Annotated in this window: 16 protein-coding genes; 2 read left to right on the top strand and 14 right to left on the bottom strand. The window is 55.8% G+C overall.

The features are described from left to right. The first annotated feature begins 56 nt into the window (after nt 1–56). Nucleotides 57–749, top strand: a complete 693-nt coding sequence (locus tag ACUTQ5_RS11180; protein ID WP_445651303.1) for a YtjB family periplasmic protein — start codon at nt 57–59, stop codon at nt 747–749. A 62-nt stretch (nt 750–811) separates the two neighbouring features. Here the strand turns inward: ACUTQ5_RS11180 and deoD are convergent, their stop codons facing one another. The 13 genes from deoD to ACUTQ5_RS11115 all read right to left on the bottom strand — a co-directional run bounded on the left by deoD (nt 812) and on the right by ACUTQ5_RS11115 (nt 13,439). Further along, nucleotides 812–1,543 carry a purine-nucleoside phosphorylase gene (deoD, locus tag ACUTQ5_RS11175; RefSeq protein WP_012005116.1) on the bottom strand — a complete coding sequence of 244 codons (732 nt, stop codon included), beginning with the start codon at nt 1,541–1,543 and terminating at the stop codon, nt 812–814. A gap of 111 nt (nt 1,544–1,654) precedes the next feature. Then, the gene (deoB, locus tag ACUTQ5_RS11170) at nt 1,655–2,878 is read right to left on the bottom strand and encodes a phosphopentomutase (RefSeq protein ID WP_445651302.1); all 1,224 of its coding nucleotides are present in this window, start codon (nt 2,876–2,878) and stop codon (nt 1,655–1,657) included. Between the two features lie 194 nt (nt 2,879–3,072). Continuing rightward, a complete protein-coding gene (gene deoA, locus ACUTQ5_RS11165; protein WP_445651301.1) occupies nt 3,073–4,398 on the bottom strand; it encodes a thymidine phosphorylase in 1,326 nt (441 codons plus the stop codon). A gap of 69 nt (nt 4,399–4,467) precedes the next feature. Continuing rightward, nucleotides 4,468–5,247 (bottom strand): deoxyribose-phosphate aldolase, encoded by a 780-nt coding sequence (deoC, locus tag ACUTQ5_RS11160; RefSeq protein ID WP_445651300.1) that lies wholly within the window; start codon nt 5,245–5,247, stop codon nt 4,468–4,470. A gap of 371 nt (nt 5,248–5,618) precedes the next feature. Continuing rightward, complete coding sequence (locus ACUTQ5_RS11155) at nt 5,619–6,896, bottom strand: NupC/NupG family nucleoside CNT transporter (protein ID WP_445651299.1); 1,278 nt, start codon at nt 6,894–6,896, stop codon at nt 5,619–5,621. Nucleotides 6,897–7,096: 200 nt separating this feature from the next. Beyond that, a complete protein-coding gene (locus tag ACUTQ5_RS11150) occupies nt 7,097–7,873 on the bottom strand; it encodes a TatD family hydrolase (protein ID WP_445651298.1) in 777 nt (258 codons plus the stop codon). Beyond that, nucleotides 7,870–8,991, bottom strand: coding sequence for a patatin-like phospholipase family protein (locus ACUTQ5_RS11145; RefSeq protein ID WP_445651297.1), 1,122 nt, complete (start codon nt 8,989–8,991; stop codon nt 7,870–7,872). The genes ACUTQ5_RS11150 and ACUTQ5_RS11145 overlap by 4 nt, the downstream gene beginning before the upstream one ends. A 10-nt stretch (nt 8,992–9,001) precedes the next feature. Then, entirely contained in the window at nt 9,002–9,187 is a 186-nt protein-coding gene (locus ACUTQ5_RS11140; protein ID WP_012005108.1) for a CsbD family protein, read from the bottom strand. 58 nt (nt 9,188–9,245) lie between these two features. Then, a complete protein-coding gene (locus tag ACUTQ5_RS11135; protein WP_004857650.1) occupies nt 9,246–9,407 on the bottom strand; it encodes a DUF1328 domain-containing protein in 162 nt (53 codons plus the stop codon). Nucleotides 9,408–9,564: 157 nt separating this feature from the next. After that, a complete protein-coding gene (osmY, locus tag ACUTQ5_RS11130; RefSeq protein WP_445651296.1) occupies nt 9,565–10,179 on the bottom strand; it encodes a molecular chaperone OsmY in 615 nt (204 codons plus the stop codon). A gap of 677 nt (nt 10,180–10,856) precedes the next feature. Continuing rightward, a complete protein-coding gene (gene prfC / locus ACUTQ5_RS11125) occupies nt 10,857–12,446 on the bottom strand; it encodes a peptide chain release factor 3 (protein WP_445651295.1) in 1,590 nt (529 codons plus the stop codon). Between the two features lie 167 nt (nt 12,447–12,613). Next, nucleotides 12,614–13,057: a ribosomal protein S18-alanine N-acetyltransferase gene (gene rimI / locus ACUTQ5_RS11120; protein ID WP_445651294.1), complete on the bottom strand. Its 444-nt coding sequence runs from the start codon at nt 13,055–13,057 to the stop codon at nt 12,614–12,616. Then, complete coding sequence (locus tag ACUTQ5_RS11115) at nt 13,002–13,439, bottom strand: DNA polymerase III subunit psi (RefSeq protein WP_445651293.1); 438 nt, start codon at nt 13,437–13,439, stop codon at nt 13,002–13,004. Before ACUTQ5_RS11115 ends, rimI begins: the two co-directional genes overlap by 56 nt. A 281-nt stretch (nt 13,440–13,720) precedes the next feature. On the opposite strand from ACUTQ5_RS11115, the gene rsmC reads away from it, so the two are divergent. Next, nucleotides 13,721–14,764, top strand: coding sequence for a 16S rRNA (guanine(1207)-N(2))-methyltransferase RsmC (rsmC, locus tag ACUTQ5_RS11110; RefSeq protein ID WP_445651292.1), 1,044 nt, complete (start codon nt 13,721–13,723; stop codon nt 14,762–14,764). A 62-nt stretch (nt 14,765–14,826) separates the two neighbouring features. Here rsmC and ACUTQ5_RS11105 read toward each other — a convergent pair whose 3' ends face one another. Next, on the bottom strand, nt 14,827–15,819 hold the full coding sequence (locus ACUTQ5_RS11105) for an aldo/keto reductase (RefSeq protein WP_445651291.1): 993 nt from the start codon (nt 15,817–15,819) through the stop codon (nt 14,827–14,829). Between the last annotated feature and the right edge of the window lie 102 nt (nt 15,820–15,921).

The raw sequence follows: 15,921 nt of genomic DNA, 5'->3' as shown, positions 1-15,921 counted from the left end.
TCCTATCGCCATTGCTTCTGGCAACATAAAGTGTCCCAAATGCCCAAGGAACCTGCATGGCTCGCGCTAAACTGAAATTTCGCCTGCACCGCACCGCTATTATCCTGATTTGCCTGGCTTTGCTGGTACTGTTGATGCAGGGCGCGTCCTATTTTAGCCTGAGTCATCAACTGGCGCGATCCGAACAGGTGGAAGAACTGGCGCAAACGCTGACCAAACAGGTGGCCTCCAGCCTGGCACCGCTGATGGACGACGACAGCGACGTCGATAACCAGCGCATTGACGCCATCCTCAAACAACTCACCGGGGGCAGCCGCATTCTGGACGCCAGCGTCTATCAGCTTAACGGCACATTGGTTTCCCACGCCGGTGAACAGATAAGTATACGCGATCGTTTGTCGCTCGACGGTAAACGCGCTGGCAGCTACTTCAATCATCAGTTGGTCGAGTCGATTCAGGGCAAAGACGGTCCAATCGGCTTTATCCGCATCACGCTGGACACCCACGTACTGGCGACCGAATCCAAACAGGTGGACAACACCACCAACCTGCTGCGCCTGATGATCCTGCTGGCTCTGGCCATAGGTATTATTCTGGCGCGAACCCTGCTGCAACACCGCCGCAGCCGCTGGCAGCAATCACCGTATCTTCTGACCGCCAATACGCCATTGGAGGAAGGTAACACGGTAGAAAATGACGATGATGACGAACGGCCGGATGCGAATAAAGAAGAAGAGAAGAAAATCTGATGACCACAGGCTGGTGAATAGATTGCTACAGGGGCGCAGCAGAATGCTGCGCCCGCTGGATATTACTCTTTGTCGCCCAGCAGTACAGATTCCAGTGCGATAACGATCATTTCGTTAAAGGTGGTCTGACGCTCTGCTGCGGTAGTCGCTTCGTGACGCAGGATGTGGTCAGAAACGGTACAAATGGTCAGTGCCTTACAGCCAAACTCTTCGTACAGCTCAGCCGCCACACCGTAGATACCGGCCGCTTCCATTTCCACACCCAGGATGCCGTATTTCTTCATCACCTGGAACATATCCGGATCTGGCGTGTAGAACAGGTCAGCGGAGAAGATGTTGCCTACGCGCGCCGGGATACCCTGCGCTGCCGCTGCGTCTACTGCGTTACGCACCATGTCAAAGTCGGCGATTGCCGCGTAGTCATGATCCTTGAAACGCATACGGTTCACTTTGGAATCGGTGCAAGCACCCATGCCGATCACCACGTCACGCAGTTTGACGTCGTCACGCACCGCGCCGCAGGAACCCACACGGATGATCTTCTTCACGCCGAATTCGGCAATCAGTTCGCGCGCATAAATGGAGCAGGACGGGATACCCATACCGTGACCCATTACGGAAATTTTGCGGCCTTTGTAAGTCCCGGTGAAGCCCAGCATGCCACGCACGTTGTTCACTTCCACCGCGCCTTCCAGGAAAGTTTCCGCGATGTATTTTGCACGCAGCGGATCGCCCGGCATCAGTACTACGTCAGCGAAATCACCCATTTCAGCATTAATATGCGGCGTAGCCATAATTGTCTTCCTTCAGAAATCATATTTAATAAAAACATCAAACATCTAAGCCTTGAATTTCGAGTTGCAGCTAGGCGCGTAGCAACAACGCTGCGGCTTGAAATACGGGGCTTAGAGCATGGATTTGCCATAATCCATCGGCGACACGCCAAAATAGCTGGCAACAGTCTGGCCGATGTCGGCGAAAGTTTCACGGTGACCCAGCGAGCCTGGTTTTACTTTCGGGCCGTAAATCAACACCGGAATGTGTTCGCGGGTGTGGTCGGTGCCCGGCCAGGTTGGGTCACAGCCGTGGTCAGCGGTGAAGATAATGATGTCTTCATCTTTAACCAGTTTCAGCAGTTCCGGCAGGCGGCGGTCGAACAGCTCCAGCGCGGCGGCATAGCCTGCAACGTCACGGCGGTGGCCGTAAGAGGAGTCAAAATCAACGAAGTTGGTGAACACAATGGTGTTGTCGCCGGCTTTTTCCATTTCAAGCAGGGTGGCGTCGAACAGCGCGTCGATACCGGTCGCCTTGACCTTTTTGGTGATGCCCACGTTAGCGTAAATGTCGGCGATTTTACCGATAGACACCACTTCGCCGCCCTTCTCGTCCACCAGCTTTTTCAGCACGGTTGGCGCCGGTGGCTCTACTGCCAGGTCATGACGGTTGCCGGTACGCTGGAAATTGCCCGGCTTGTCGCCCAGGAATGGACGCGCGATCACGCGGCCAATGTTATAACCGCCTTCGGTCAGTTCTTCACGGGCGATTTCACACAGCTCATACAGACGGTCCAGGCCGAAGGTCTCTTCGTGACAGGCAATCTGGAAGACCGAGTCGGCAGAGGTGTAGAAAATCGGCTTGCCGGTTTTCATGTGCTCTTCGCCCAACTGGTCAAGGATCACGGTGCCGGAAGAGTGGCAGTTGCCGAGGTAACCCGGCAGATTGGCGCGCTCAACCAGCTTGTCCAGCAGCTCCTGCGGGAAGCTGTTGTGCTCGTCGCTGAAATAGCCCCAGTCGAACAACACCGGCACGCCGGCAATTTCCCAGTGGCCTGACGGCGTATCCTTACCGGAGGAGAGTTCGCTGGCGTGAGCATAGGCGCCAATGATGTCTGCATTGCGATCCAACCCCTGCGGGAAGGTACCGGTGGACTCTTCCGCCGCTTTGCCCAGGCCCAGACGGCTCAGGTTAGGCAGGGTCAACGGGCCCTGACGGCCAACGTTGGCTTCACCGCGCGCGCAAACCTCGGCAATATGGCCCAGAGTATCGGAGCCCTGATCGCCAAATTTCGCCGCATCTTCACTTGCGCCAATACCGAATGAGTCTAGAACCATAATAAATGTGCGTTTCATCTGTACTCTCCTGCGTGTTCTCACGCTATTGCGGCTGCAAAACTGCAATCGCCCTTAATTCTCTAAATTTATACCCAATGGATTTCGAGTTGTAGCTAGGCGGCTAGCGCGTGTATCCCCAGGAGCTTACTCAAGTAAGTGACTGGGGTGCGCGCGTGCAGCCAACAACGCTACAGCTTGAAAGACGAAGGGAATCACTCTTTAGTGATGCGCTTGTAAACCACTGGCGTCGCTTCCGGCGCCTTGTCGCTCAGCACCATCGCACTGCGTACCGCTTCGGCCGCCTGCTGCCAGCTTTCTTCGTCGTTGGCATGGATCACCGCCAGCGGCTGCTGGGTATCGACTTTATCGCCCAAACGCGCCATGCCGGTCAGGCCGACGCTGTAGTCGATATTATCGGTCGCACGACGGCGACCACCGCCCAGCGATACCACCGCCATGCCCAGCGCACGGGTATCCATCGCACTGATGATACCCTGTTTTTCGGCGTAAACCGGTTTACTCAGGGTGGCGGCCGGCAGGTAGCTGTCGTAGCGCTCGACGAAATCGATCGGGCCCTGTTGCGCCGCCACCATGCGACCAAACACTTCCGCCGCTTTACCATTGTCCAGCACCGCCTGCAGCTTGGCACGCGCATCGGCATCATCTTTCGCCAGGCCGCCGGACAGCAGCATTTCCACGCACAGTGCCATCGTCACTTCCAGCAGGCGTGGGTTACGGTATTCACCGGTCAGGAAACGCACCGCTTCACGAACTTCGACCGCATTACCGGCGCTGGAAGCCAGTACCTGGTTCATGTCAGTCAGCAGTGCGGTAGTTTTGCAGCCTGCTCCGTTAGCCACACCGACAATCGCCTGTGCCAGATCGGCCGACAATGCGTAGGTTGGCATAAAGGCGCCGGAACCGACCTTCACATCCATCACTAACGCATCCAGCCCTTCGGCCAGCTTTTTCGCCAGAATCGAGGCGGTGATCAGCGGGATAGAATCCACCGTGGCGGTGATATCACGGGTCGCGTAGAAACGCTTGTCCGCCGGTGCCAGCGAACTGGTCTGGCCGATAATCGCCACGCCGACGTCCTGGATGATTTTACGGAAGGCATTGTCGTCCGGGAAAATATTAAAGCCCGGGATCGCCTCCAGCTTGTCCAGCGTACCGCCGGTATGCCCCAGGCCACGGCCGGAAATCATCGGCACATAACCACCGCAAGCCGCCACCATTGGGCCGAGCATCAGCGAAGTCACGTCGCCCACACCGCCGGTAGAATGCTTGTCGACCAACGGGCCGTTCAGCGACAGACTTTTCCAGTCCAGCACGGTGCCGGAATCACGCATCGCCATGGTGAGCGCCACGCGCTCCGGCATGGTCATGTCGTGGAAGTAGATGGTCATCGCCAGGGCTGCGATCTGCCCTTCGGAAACCACATTGTCACGGATCCCATTGATGAAAAAGCGGATTTCCGCTTCGCTCAACGGCTGACCGTCACGTTTTTTACGAATAATTTCTTGCGCCAGGAACAAGGCATCCCCCTGTTTTAGCTAATGTAGAGTGCGGGCAGGCGCCATTTCACGCCTTGCCGACGGAATCGATCAGTAACCGCTGCCAGATGGCTCGGCACCGTGGCCCAGCGTCGCCAACAGGCTGGCTAACAGGCTGGAAGCCCCGAAGCGGAAATGACGCGCGTCAGCCCAGCCCTCACCCAGAATACGATCGGCAAGTTGCAGGTAATGCAGTGCGTCTTCCGCCGTACGCACACCGCCGGCCGGCTTGAAACCCACCGTCTTGGCGACGCCCAGATCGCGGATCACCGACATCATCAGCTCGGCGCTTTCCAGCGTCGCGTTGACCGGCACTTTACCGGTTGAGGTCTTGATAAAGTCCGCGCCGGCATTGATGGCAATTTCCGAAGCCTTACGGATCAGATTGGCCTGCTTGAGCTCACCGGTTTCGATGATCACTTTCAGTAGCACGTTGGCGGCCAGACAGGCCTGCTTGCACTGTTTCACCAGCTCAAAACCGACCAGCTCATTACCGGCGATCAGTGCGCGATAAGGGAACACCACGTCCACTTCATCGGCACCGTAAGCGATAGCCGCACGGGTTTCCGCCAGCGCAATCTCGATATCATCGTTGCCATGCGGGAAGTTGGTGACGGTCGCAATGCGGATGTCTGGCGTCCCCTGCTCACGCAGGGCCTTGCGCGCCGCCGGGATAAAGCGCGGGTAAATGCAGATGGCCGCGGTATGTCCGGCCGGGCTGTTCGCCTGACGACACAGCGCGATGACTTTCTCATCGGTGTCATCATCGTTCAGCGTGGTTAAATCCATTAAGGTCAGCGCACGTTGCGCTGCTGCGGTTAATTCGGTCATAAAACTCTCCAACTGAGAACCTGAGTGTTGGCGAGCGGACTTGGTTCCTTGAAGATAGCGCTGGGGAACGGGTTCCCCCATCGGCAACTGAGATCCTTCTCACCGCACATACCCTCCGCATCGCGCAGGGTCAGTAATAGCTATTTGAACACGATCGCCTGGGGCTATTCGCTATCACAGTCACACTATATGAAATAACTCTGTAACAGACAGGAATTATATGTGAAGAACATCACAAAATAACGCGATATCGTTCACAAATTCGCTAAAGAAACGGGCAAAGACAGCGAGCACAACATCCTGTGCCCGTGCTAGAAGTATAGGCGCTGTCCTGCAATAGAGCCTGTTGCCCTATGCAGGACAGTCCGGGCTTACAGCGCCAGGAAGAACCCGGCGATGGTTGCGCTCATCAGGTTGGAGAGCGTCCCCGCTGCCACGGCTTTCAGACCGAAGCGTGCGATGTCGTGACGGCGATTCGGTGCCATGCTGCCCAGACCACCGAGCAGGATCGCCACCGATGACAGGTTGGCGAAGCCGCACAGGGCAAAGGAGATGAGCGCCTTGGTATGGGTTGAAAGCACCTGCAGCCCCTCTGCCGCCACCACGTCGTCCGGACGTAGGTAAGCGCCAAAGTTCATGTAGGCAACAAATTCATTCACGATAATTTTCTGGCCGATAAACGAGCCGGCGGTCATCGCTTCATGCCAGGGCACGCCGATCAGGAAGGCTATCGGTGAGAACACCCAGCCCAGGATCAGCTCCAGCGACAATTGCGGATAGTCGAACCAACCGCCGATACCGCCGAGAATACCGTTCAACAGAGCGATCAACGCGATAAACGCCAACAGCATTGCGCCAACGTTCAGCGCCAACTGCATACCGGAAGCTGCACCGGAAGCCGCTGCGTCGATCACGTTGGCCGGGCGGTCTTCTTCCGCGATCAACTTCGTCGCATCGTCCTTGTCGTGGGTTTTTTCGGTTTCCGGCACCATCAACTTGGCAAACAGCAGGCCACCCGGTGCGGCCATGAACGAAGCGGCAATCAAGTATTCCAGCGGTACGCCCATCTGGGCATAGCCTGCCAGCACCGAACCGGCCACCGAGGCCAGGCCGCCACACATCACGGTAAACAGTTCAGACTGGGTCATGGTGGCGATATACGGGCGCACCACCAGCGGAGCTTCGGTCTGGCCAACAAAGATATTGGCGGTAGCCGATAGTGATTCCGTCCGCGAGGTACCCAGCAATTTTTGCACGCCGCCGCCCAGCACGCGGATCACCAGCTGCATGATACCGAGGTAGTAAAGCACCGCAATCAGCGAGGAGAAGAACACGATCACCGGCAGGACGCGCAGCGCAAAAACGAAGCCGCCGCCGCCAAAGACTTCAAACATCTTGTCGGAAACCAGACCGCCGAAGATAAATGAGATCCCCTGATTACCGTAGGCAATCACGTTAGCCACGCCCGCCGACATACCGCCAAGAATGGCGCGGCCCACCGGGACATACAGCACCAGCGCACCGATGGCGACCTGAAGAACGAATGCCCAGCCAACGGTGCGGAACTTAATCGCGCGGCGGTTGCTGGAGAGCAGCACGGCGATGGCGATCAGCACCGCCATGCCGACCAGGCTCATGATGAGTTGCATGAAAAATATCCCTGTTGCGAAAAAAAAGAAATGCATCCCTGTCCGGTTGTACCGCGAGGGTTGCTTATGAGTGATTTCGGGGTGCGATTATACGGAGCGAGAGGATACCCGCACCGATTTATGTCACAAATGTATACAACAGGAAGCAAATGAAAATCTTATAACGTGACATTCATCACGTTTAAGTCGCATTTTAACGCTCAGAGAGTAAATAAGGCGTGAGTGTTGTGTTGCAGATGGGCGGCAATCTCATCCGGGGATTCACAGCGCAGTTGGCACAGCGCATGGAACACTTCCACCGCGCGCTCGGGGCGGTTGGGTTGGCCCTGGTAACCGGCCAGCGGCATATCAGGCGCATCGGTTTCCAATAACAGCGAGGTCAGTGGCAGTTGGGCCATCACATTGCGGGTTTTCTGCGCCCGCTCATAGCTGATGGTGCCCCCTACGCCAATGTAATACCCCAAGCGAATAAACGCCTGCGCCTGCGACAGGCTGCCGGCAAAGCCATGTACTACACCACGCCGCGGCACTTCGGTGCGACGCAGCATTGCCGCCAGTTGATCGTGACTGCGGCGCGAATGCAGGATCACCGGCAAATCATATTGCTTTGCCAGCTTCAATTGCGCGGTTAACACCCGCTGTTGCCGTTCGAACTGCGGGTTTGCCATATACAGATCGAGGCCAATCTCCCCCACCGCCACCAGCTTCGGCGGTTGGCTGGCCAGGAATTCTGCCAGTTGCTCCAGCTCCGGTTCATGGTGCTTGGCAATATACAGCGGGTGTAGCCCCAGGGCGGCAAACAGCGGTGGATAATCGCGTGCCAGCTTTAACACCCGCACAAAACGATCGGCGGTCACCGTAGGTACGATAATCCTTCGCACACCCGCTTGCTCCGCCAGTGCCAGGCTTTCAGGCTCATGATCGCTAAAGGGTGGGAAATCGAAATGGCAGTGGGTGTCGGTGAAGTCGTGCATCACAGCAGGCCCCCCTCGCCCGGTGGTACTTCGCCCGGCAAAATAATGTCCATCGCCGCCAACTTGGCTTCCGACGGATTGGCAAGATCACGCGGATGGCTGATGTCGGTAATGATCGGTGAAGGCATGATCACGTTTTCCGGTTGGATCAAACGGCGTGACAGCGCCTTTGTCACCTTCATGCCGTCCAGTTTGTCCTGCTCTACCAGCCAGTGGCCAACGGTCGCCAGGAAGTAGCGCCCGCACTTACGGCCCAGGTGATAGTCCTGATTGAGCGACGTGACACGACTCCCCAGAGCATTACTGGCTAACGGTTTCGGCGGGAAAATCTCGAAGATGCGCAGCTTGCCGGGCGGCTTCTCAATAAACTGCTGGATGCGGTGGTAACTTTGCTCGTGGTGTTGCAGGATGCGCACCATCTGCTGCAGGCTGCTTTCGCTCAGCCAGTGCTCCATGCGTTTCATCCACTGCGGCGTGTAGTACATCTGCGACGGCACGGTGCGGATCACCACGATGGTATCCGCGCCACGGCGATAGGCTTCTTCAACCGGGATCGCATCGCTGATGCCGCCATCCTGATAGCTGACGCCGTCCAACTCCACGCCCATGCGATAAAAACCGGGGATGGCGCTGGATGCTTTGATGGCCGGCAGCCAGCTTTCGCGTTGCGCGGGCAGGTAGGTCGGTTCGAAGTCATCACTGCGGCAGGCACACATCAGGAATTCACGGCCATCAATCAGGCTTTTTTCCGCAACGTCCATCGCCAGCGGTAGCTGTTGGGTAGTGGTATCGAGCAGCCAGTCGAGATCGATAAGATGCCCGCCGCGCACAAAGCGCAACGGGTTAAAGAATTCAGCGGAAGTGGTGTAGCGGGTGATCACCCGTCGCGCGTAGCCCATCTGGCCACAAATAAAAGCCGAGAGGTTTTGCGCGCCGGCAGAAGTGCCGATCATCAGATCAAAAGGATTAAAACGGGCACGCTGGAATTCGTCCAGCACGCCGGCAGTAAAAATGCCGCGCTGCCCGCCCCCTTCACATACCAGCGCCATTTTACCAGGCCGGTAAGGTTTATACGCCAGCGGTTCGATATTGCCGAGCGTGATGGGTATTCTGTATCCCAACCCTGCATCCTCAGTGAGACGTTTTACCCGAGGATACCTTGTCTTGCTCTCTTCCGTAATCCTCTTGCAGTACACCAGAGAGGCAATCATTGCTGCCCATCAGCCAGATGCAGTCGCTGTCAGACCACTGCGCCAACCTCTGACACACCCGGCCCTTCAGCTGTTTCCAGCGTCCGAGGATAATGTCGCTGTTCATGACTGACCTCCCTACTGCGAGAAAACAGATTAAGCTTTGTTACACTTTGAGGATAAAGCTAAGGGCGTCGGCGGCCGGTAAACAGGCTGACCAGGAACAGAATGATCCCTACGACGAAGACGATTTTTGCAGCCCAGGCGGCGGTACCCGCCAGTGAACCAAAACCTAATGCTGCAGCAATCAATGCGATGACTAAAAAGATAATGCCCCAACGAAACATAAGCTTCTCCTTACCATAGTGAAAAAACGCATCGCAATCCGTGCCCTTCTCGGGCGCAACCAGACTACAGGTCAGTTTCTTTTTTTGATGGTGCATCCTGGGCTAGCCTCACGGCTAACCCAGGATTTGGTGCTTGTTGTTACGCTTGCTAAAAAATTTATGGCTTAACGACCAGGTCGTTTTTAACGCTTTTCACACCGTCGATAGCCTTGGCAATGCTTTCAGCACGTTCTGACTGCGCCTGAGTTTTCACTTCACCGGAAAGCTGTACCACACCGTCGGTGGTTTCTACTTTCACGTTACGCGACGGAACAATGTCATCGGCCAGCAGTTTGGCCTTCAGTTCGCTGGTCGTCGCAGTATCACCGGCATAGGCCTTTATGGACTGCTTGCTTTCGTCTTTCACGTGCAGCTTGTCGCTGACGGATTTGACGCCTTCCACCTTACCGGCCACTTCAACCGCGTGCTCGGCCTGCGCCTGGCTGCCGACGAAACCACTCAGGGTGACGGTGCCTTTTTCAGTTTTCACCGAGATATCAGAGCTGGCGATGGTTTTGTCATCAACCAACGCAGTTTTAACTTTAGCCGTTGTTGCGCTGTCATCCATGTAGCCGTCAACTTTTTTCATGGAGCTATCGATTTTGGCACCCGCGCTATCAGCGGCACTTGACGCTTTATTGAGCATGGTGTCTTCAGCCAGCGCGCTGCCACTAACCAGAACGGAACCCAAAACAACAGCCATCAGTGATTGTGCAAATTTAGTATTTTTCATCGATCTCTTCCTTTGGTTGTGGATCCAAAATGGTTACGGATCCTTCAGCCGCCATAACGCGGCCCACTCAGTAATACTTCACGATTTCTATACGTTCAAACATTCACGCTAAACGATTGTTGCCACATCAGGAGTATTGCAACGGCTGTGCCAATCTTAAAAAATCATTTAAAATCAATAACAAAATTAATAACGCTTAGATTTTACGCTAATAAATGTCGCCTATTGACGACAAAACACATCAGTAAAATCCATGTTGCCGCTATGTTATTGATTTACATGACATCACACTGTCTCTGATTGGCAACAGCTCCGAATAACTCACTGCAGTTATGAAAAAAAGCAGTGAATTACGCTTACCTGATAGGTTATGCCCTGTTAAATATAGACCATATAGCAAAAAAAGCAGGCGCTGCCCGGCAAAACGGTTAGCAATGAGAAATGCAATAACTGGTGAGAGAGGTTAACTAATTAGCAGACTGTGGAGGGGGATGAGTCAGGGCGCCCTTAGGTTGCTGACAAAGCAGGAAAAAGCGTGGTTTTTCCTGCTTTGTGGTGAACAGCCGAAAATCAATAAATTGATTTTCCTGATTTTTATTTATCGACCTCTACTCGCTCTGGGCAGGAATGAGGTTTGTCATCAGTCTGAGGGCGCCCTAAGGCGCTCTGCTGTTCTGTTAGTGCTCACGTGTTTTGCGGAACACCACTTCAGGGTAGCGTTCCTGGGTGATATTCAGGTTAACCATGGTTGGCGCGATATAAGACAGGTTGTCGCCGCCGTCCAGTGCCAGGTTAAGCTCACACTTGCGCTTGAACTCTTCAAACTTCTTCACATCGCTGCATTCCACCCAACGGGCGGTCGAAACGTTGACCGACTCGTACAAGGCTTCCACGTTGTATTCGCTTTTCAGGCGTGCAACCACCACCTCGAACTGCAGCACACCGACCGCACCGACGATCAAATCGTTGCTGGCGATCGGACGGAATACCTGCACCGCCCCTTCTTCAGAAAGTTGCACCAGGCCTTTAAGCAGCTGTTTTTGCTTCAGCGGATCGCGCAGACGAATGCGACGGAACAGCTCCGGTGCGAAGTTCGGAATACCGGTGAATTTCATGTCTTCACCTTGGGTGAAGGTATCGCCGATCTGAATGGTGCCGTGGTTATGCAGACCAATAATATCGCCCGGATAAGCCTCTTCGACGTGCGAACGGTCACCCGCCATAAAGGTCAGGGCGTCGGAGATCACCACGTCTTTACCGGTGCGCACCTGGCGCAGCTTCATGCCTTTCTCGTAGCGGCCGGAGACCACACGCATAAAGGCCACGCGGTCACGGTGTTTAGGATCCATATTGGCCTGGATCTTGAACACGAAACCGCTGAATTTCTCTTCCGCCGCTACCACTTCACGCGTGCTGCTTTGACGCGGCATCGGCGCTGGAGCCCAGGCCACCAGGCCGTCAAGCATATGGTCCACACCGAAGTTACCCAAAGCGGTACCGAAGAATACCGGCGTCAACTCACCGCTCAGGAAAGCTTCATGATCGAACTCGTGGGATGCGCCCTGTACCAGTTCCAGCTCTTCACGCAGCTGCGCGGCCAGGTCTTCACCCACGGCGGCGTCCAGTTCCGGGTTATCCAACCCTTTGACAATACGCACTTCCTGGATGGTGTGGCCTTTACCGGTCTGATAGAGGTAGGTTTCATCCTTGTACAGGTGATAAACCCCTTTAAACAGCTTGCCGCAGCCGATAGGCCAGGTGATCGGTGAACAGGCGATTTTCAGCTCGCGCTCCACTTCATCCATCACTTCCATCGGATCGCGGATATCGCGGTCCAATTTGTTCATAAAGGTCAGGATCGGCGTATCGCGCAGACGGGTAACTTCCATCAGCTTGCGGGTACGATCCTCAACCCCTTTGGCGGCGTCGATCACCATCAGACAGCAGTCGACTGCGGTCAGGGTGCGATAGGTATCTTCAGAGAAGTCTTCGTGCCCCGGGGTATCCAGCAGGTTAACCAAGCATTCACGATACGGAAACTGCATCACCGAGGTGGTGATTGAGATCCCACGCTGCTTTTCCATTTCCATCCAGTCGGATTTCGCATGCTGACTTGAGCCGCGGCCCTTTACCGTACCGGCGGTCTGGATAGCCTGTCCGAATAACAACACCTTTTCGGTAATGGTCGTTTTACCGGCATCGGGGTGCGAGATGATGGCGAAAGTTCTTCTTTTCGAGACTTCGCGGGCAAATTCACTAGGAGGCATGTTTTCAGATTCTACAGTTAGTCCGCCCTGCGAAAGCATCAGAACGCGCCGCGCACGGCGCCAGGCAAAGCGGTAAATAAAAGATAATAGCCGGGCATTTTCGCTGATTTACCAACCGGTGACAATCAATGCTTTTACCAGCGGAAAAGTTAGGACCGAGATGTTCGCTATGCCAACGGCAGCGCCATCACGATCGCGTCTTCGCGCCCATGGGCAGCAGGGTAATAGTTACGGCGGATGGTCACTTCATTAAAGCCGAGATCTTCGTACAGCGCGATGGCCGCACGGTTAGAGGCACGCACTTCCAGCCACAGCGTAAACACGCCACGGGGTTCCAGTTGTTCAATCAGCGCTTCCAGCAATTGACGGCCAAAACCCTGGCGTTGCCAATCGGGATGAATGGCGATATTGAACAACGTGGCTTCATCCAGCACGATTTGGGTGATGGCAAATCCCGCCATCTGCCCGTCGGCTTCCAGTTTCAGATTAAGGTAGCGATCGCCCTGATTACTGGCAAAGGTAGCTTGTGTCCAGGGAAAGGCGTGGCTGGCTTGCTCAATCGTGAAGGCTGTGGCCAGGTCGGCCGCGGTCAGGGTAGAAATCTTGTTCATGATGACAAATCTGCTGCCAGAGTGCGCGTTTGGCACTCGCATCGAGAGAAAGCTCGGCCAGTGCCGGGCTGTATAGCTGCGCGCCGGCCACCGCAAGCTGCGGTGCAACGCCCAGCCGCCAACTGTTGCATTTGGTATCCTCAGGCAACATCGCCACCTGATCCGGCGTCAGACCATAGATTTGCGCCGGGGTCAGCCCCAGGCTGCGCAGCACGTCGCAAAACAGCGGATCGTTATGCTCGGGCAAGGCCTGCGCCACAACCAGTAAACGCACCTCGGGCGGCAGACTGATTGCCACTTCGCCCTGCAACACGCCCGGGCGGCGCAATGTCCACTGCGTAATACCCAGTTGTTGTAACAGCCAGTCGCGTTTTGATGCCATTCCGATTCCTGTCAGGATCTACCCGTTGTGGTGCGCCATGCCTGCCATGCGCCGCGCTATGCTAACAAACCCGCGCGGCCTGCGCCAACATCCCCTTCATCTTTCAGGCAGCAGCGGCGTTGGCTTCCCTCGCTCATCCCAGTCACTGAGTTATCTCAGCTCCCGGGAGCTCTCTCGATCGCCGCCTTGCTGGAGCCAGAAAGCTATTGGGCATAAACCCGTCGAACATATCGCCACAAAGCTCTATAATCCCCGGTCTAATTTCTAGGAGCCAAAACCTGATGTCTGCATTAACCCCCGCCAGTGAAGTCATGCTGCGCCACAGTGATGAGTTTATCGAACGCCGCGTTCTGTTCGCCGGTGACCTGCAGGACGCCCTGCCGGCCCAATTTGAGGCCGCGGATGTGCGTGTCCATACCCAGCAATACCATCACTGGCAGTTACTGAACCGGGCGATGGGTGACAACGTGCAGTACGGCCTGACCGTAGACGCTGCGTTCGTCGCCGAGTGCGATACGCTGATCTACTACTGGCCGAAGAGCAAACAGGAAGCGCAATTCCAGCTGTGCAACATTCTGGCACTGCTGCCGGTAGGTGTCGACGTGTTCGTGATCGGTGAGAACCGCAGCGGTGTGCGCAGCGCCGATCAGATGGTGGAAGACTACGCCCGGCTTGTGAAAATCGACAGCGCCCGCCGCTGTGGCCTGTATCACGGTCGCCTGGACACCCAGACCGAATTCAACCTGGAAGACTGGTGGGAAAGCTATCAGTTGCACGATCTGGAAGTGAAAACCCTGCCGGGCGTGTTCAGCCGCGACGCGCTGGATGTCGGTAGCTCACTGCTGCTGTCAACGCTGGATAAACACATGAAAGGCAAAGTGCTGGACGTGGGCTGCGGTGCCGGTGTGATGGCCTCGGTGCTGTCCAAACTGTCGCCAAAAATGAAGCTGACCCTCAGCGACGTCAACGCCGCAGCCATTGAATCGAGCCGCGCGACGCTGGCCGCCAACGGCATTGAAGGCGAAGTGATCGTCAGTAACGTCTATTCCGACATTACCGGCCGTTTCGACCTGATCATCTCCAACCCACCGTTCCATGACGGGCTGCAAACCAGCCTGACGGCGGCGGAAACCCTGATCCGCGGTGCGTTAAAGCACCTGCCTATCGGCGGTCGTCTGCGCATCGTGGCCAACGCCTTCCTGCCTTACCCGGATATTCTGGACGCCACCTTCGGCAGCCATGAAGTGCTGGCACAAAACGGCCGCTTCAAGGTGTATCAGGCGACGGTCGGCCGTCCGCCACGCGATCCGAAAAAGAAAAAATAAGTCACTCCGACCCGCAAAAATCGGGGATCAGGGCGCAGCGTTCACACGCCGCGCCCTTTTTTTCATCCGTTGATATAGGTCATCGATTCTGCGCCATAGCGTGCGCCTGCCGCCGCCTGCAACGGGAACACCGCCTCAATCGCCGCCAGTTCCGTCTGGCTCAGCGTCAGTTCGACCGCCGCAATGTTCTCTTCCAGATAACGACGGCGCTTGGTCCCCGGGATCGGCACAATATGTTCGCCTTGCGCCAATACCCACGCCAATGCCAGCTGTGAAGGTGCTACGCCTTTCTGTTTGGCCAATTCAGTCACTTTCGCCACCAGTTCCAGATTGCGGGCAAAGTTTTCCCCCTGGAAACGCGGGTTGCTGCGGCGGAAGTCGTCGGCGTCCAGATCTTCCGGCCGTTGAATAGCTCCGGTAAGAAAACCTCGCCCTAACGGGCTGTAAGGTACAAAACCAATTCCTAAACGTTCACAGGCCGCCAATACCCCTTGTTCAGCATCACGCGTCCACATTGAATACTCGGTCTGCAATGCGGTTATCGGATGCACCTTATGCGCACGCTCCAGCGTAGCGACCGAAGCCTCACTCAACCCGATGTAACGGATTTTACCTTCGCTGATCAGGTCTGCCATTGTGCCCACCACCTCTTCGATCGGCACTTCTGGATCCACACGATGCTGGTAATAAAGATCTATCACCTCAACCCCAAGCCGCTGCAGGCTGCCTTCTACCGAACGACGGATATACTCCGGCCGACTGCTGACGCCCCGGGCGTCGGGATCGGCCGGATCGCGCAGGATGCCAAATTTGGTGGCCAGGAAGACCTGCTGCCGTTTGCCCTTGATCGCTTTACCAATCAGCTGTTCGTTGGTGTGCGGGCCGTACATGTCGGCGGTATCGAGCAGGGTGACCCCCAGCTCCAATGCCCGGTGCAGTGTGGCGATAGCCTCTTTCTCATCCTGAGCCGTCGAATAGAAATCACTCATCCCCATACAGCCCAGCCCCAGGGCAGAAACGGTCGGGCCATTGGGACCTAATTGACGTTGTTGCATTGTGTTGCCCTCATGCGGTTTTCATCAGCGGAGTGCTGGTACAACTGAGTCTGGTTGTTTACCCTGAAAAGATAAATAATGCAGATTGCACATCACTATTCA

This window comes from Serratia sp. NA_112.1, assembly GCF_052691715.1.
The sequence above is the reverse complement of the archived record's forward strand: the minus strand, read 5'-3'. Positions and strand labels throughout refer to the sequence as shown.

Coding starts and splice junctions, on each gene's coding strand:
- ACUTQ5_RS11180 (WP_445651303.1), top strand. CDS start 57: ATGGCTCGCGCTAAACTGAAATTTCGCCTGCACCGCACCGCTATTATC.
- deoD (WP_012005116.1), bottom strand. CDS start 1,543: ATGGCTACGCCGCATATTAATGCTGAAATGGGTGATTTCGCTGACGTA.
- deoB (WP_445651302.1), bottom strand. CDS start 2,878: ATGAAACGCACATTTATTATGGTTCTAGACTCATTCGGTATTGGCGCA.
- deoC (WP_445651300.1), bottom strand. CDS start 5,247: ATGACCGAATTAACCGCAGCAGCGCAACGTGCGCTGACCTTAATGGAT.
- ACUTQ5_RS11155 (WP_445651299.1), bottom strand. CDS start 6,896: ATGCAACTCATCATGAGCCTGGTCGGCATGGCGGTGCTGATCGCCATC.
- ACUTQ5_RS11140 (WP_012005108.1), bottom strand. CDS start 9,187: ATGAACAGCGACATTATCCTCGGACGCTGGAAACAGCTGAAGGGCCGG.
- ACUTQ5_RS11135 (WP_004857650.1), bottom strand. CDS start 9,407: ATGTTTCGTTGGGGCATTATCTTTTTAGTCATCGCATTGATTGCTGCA.
- osmY (WP_445651296.1), bottom strand. CDS start 10,179: ATGAAAAATACTAAATTTGCACAATCACTGATGGCTGTTGTTTTGGGT.
- prfC (WP_445651295.1), bottom strand. CDS start 12,446: ATGCCTCCTAGTGAATTTGCCCGCGAAGTCTCGAAAAGAAGAACTTTC.
- rimI (WP_445651294.1), bottom strand. CDS start 13,057: ATGAACAAGATTTCTACCCTGACCGCGGCCGACCTGGCCACAGCCTTC.
- ACUTQ5_RS11115 (WP_445651293.1), bottom strand. CDS start 13,439: ATGGCATCAAAACGCGACTGGCTGTTACAACAACTGGGTATTACGCAG.
- rsmC (WP_445651292.1), top strand. CDS start 13,721: ATGTCTGCATTAACCCCCGCCAGTGAAGTCATGCTGCGCCACAGTGAT.
- ACUTQ5_RS11105 (WP_445651291.1), bottom strand. CDS start 15,819: ATGCAACAACGTCAATTAGGTCCCAATGGCCCGACCGTTTCTGCCCTG.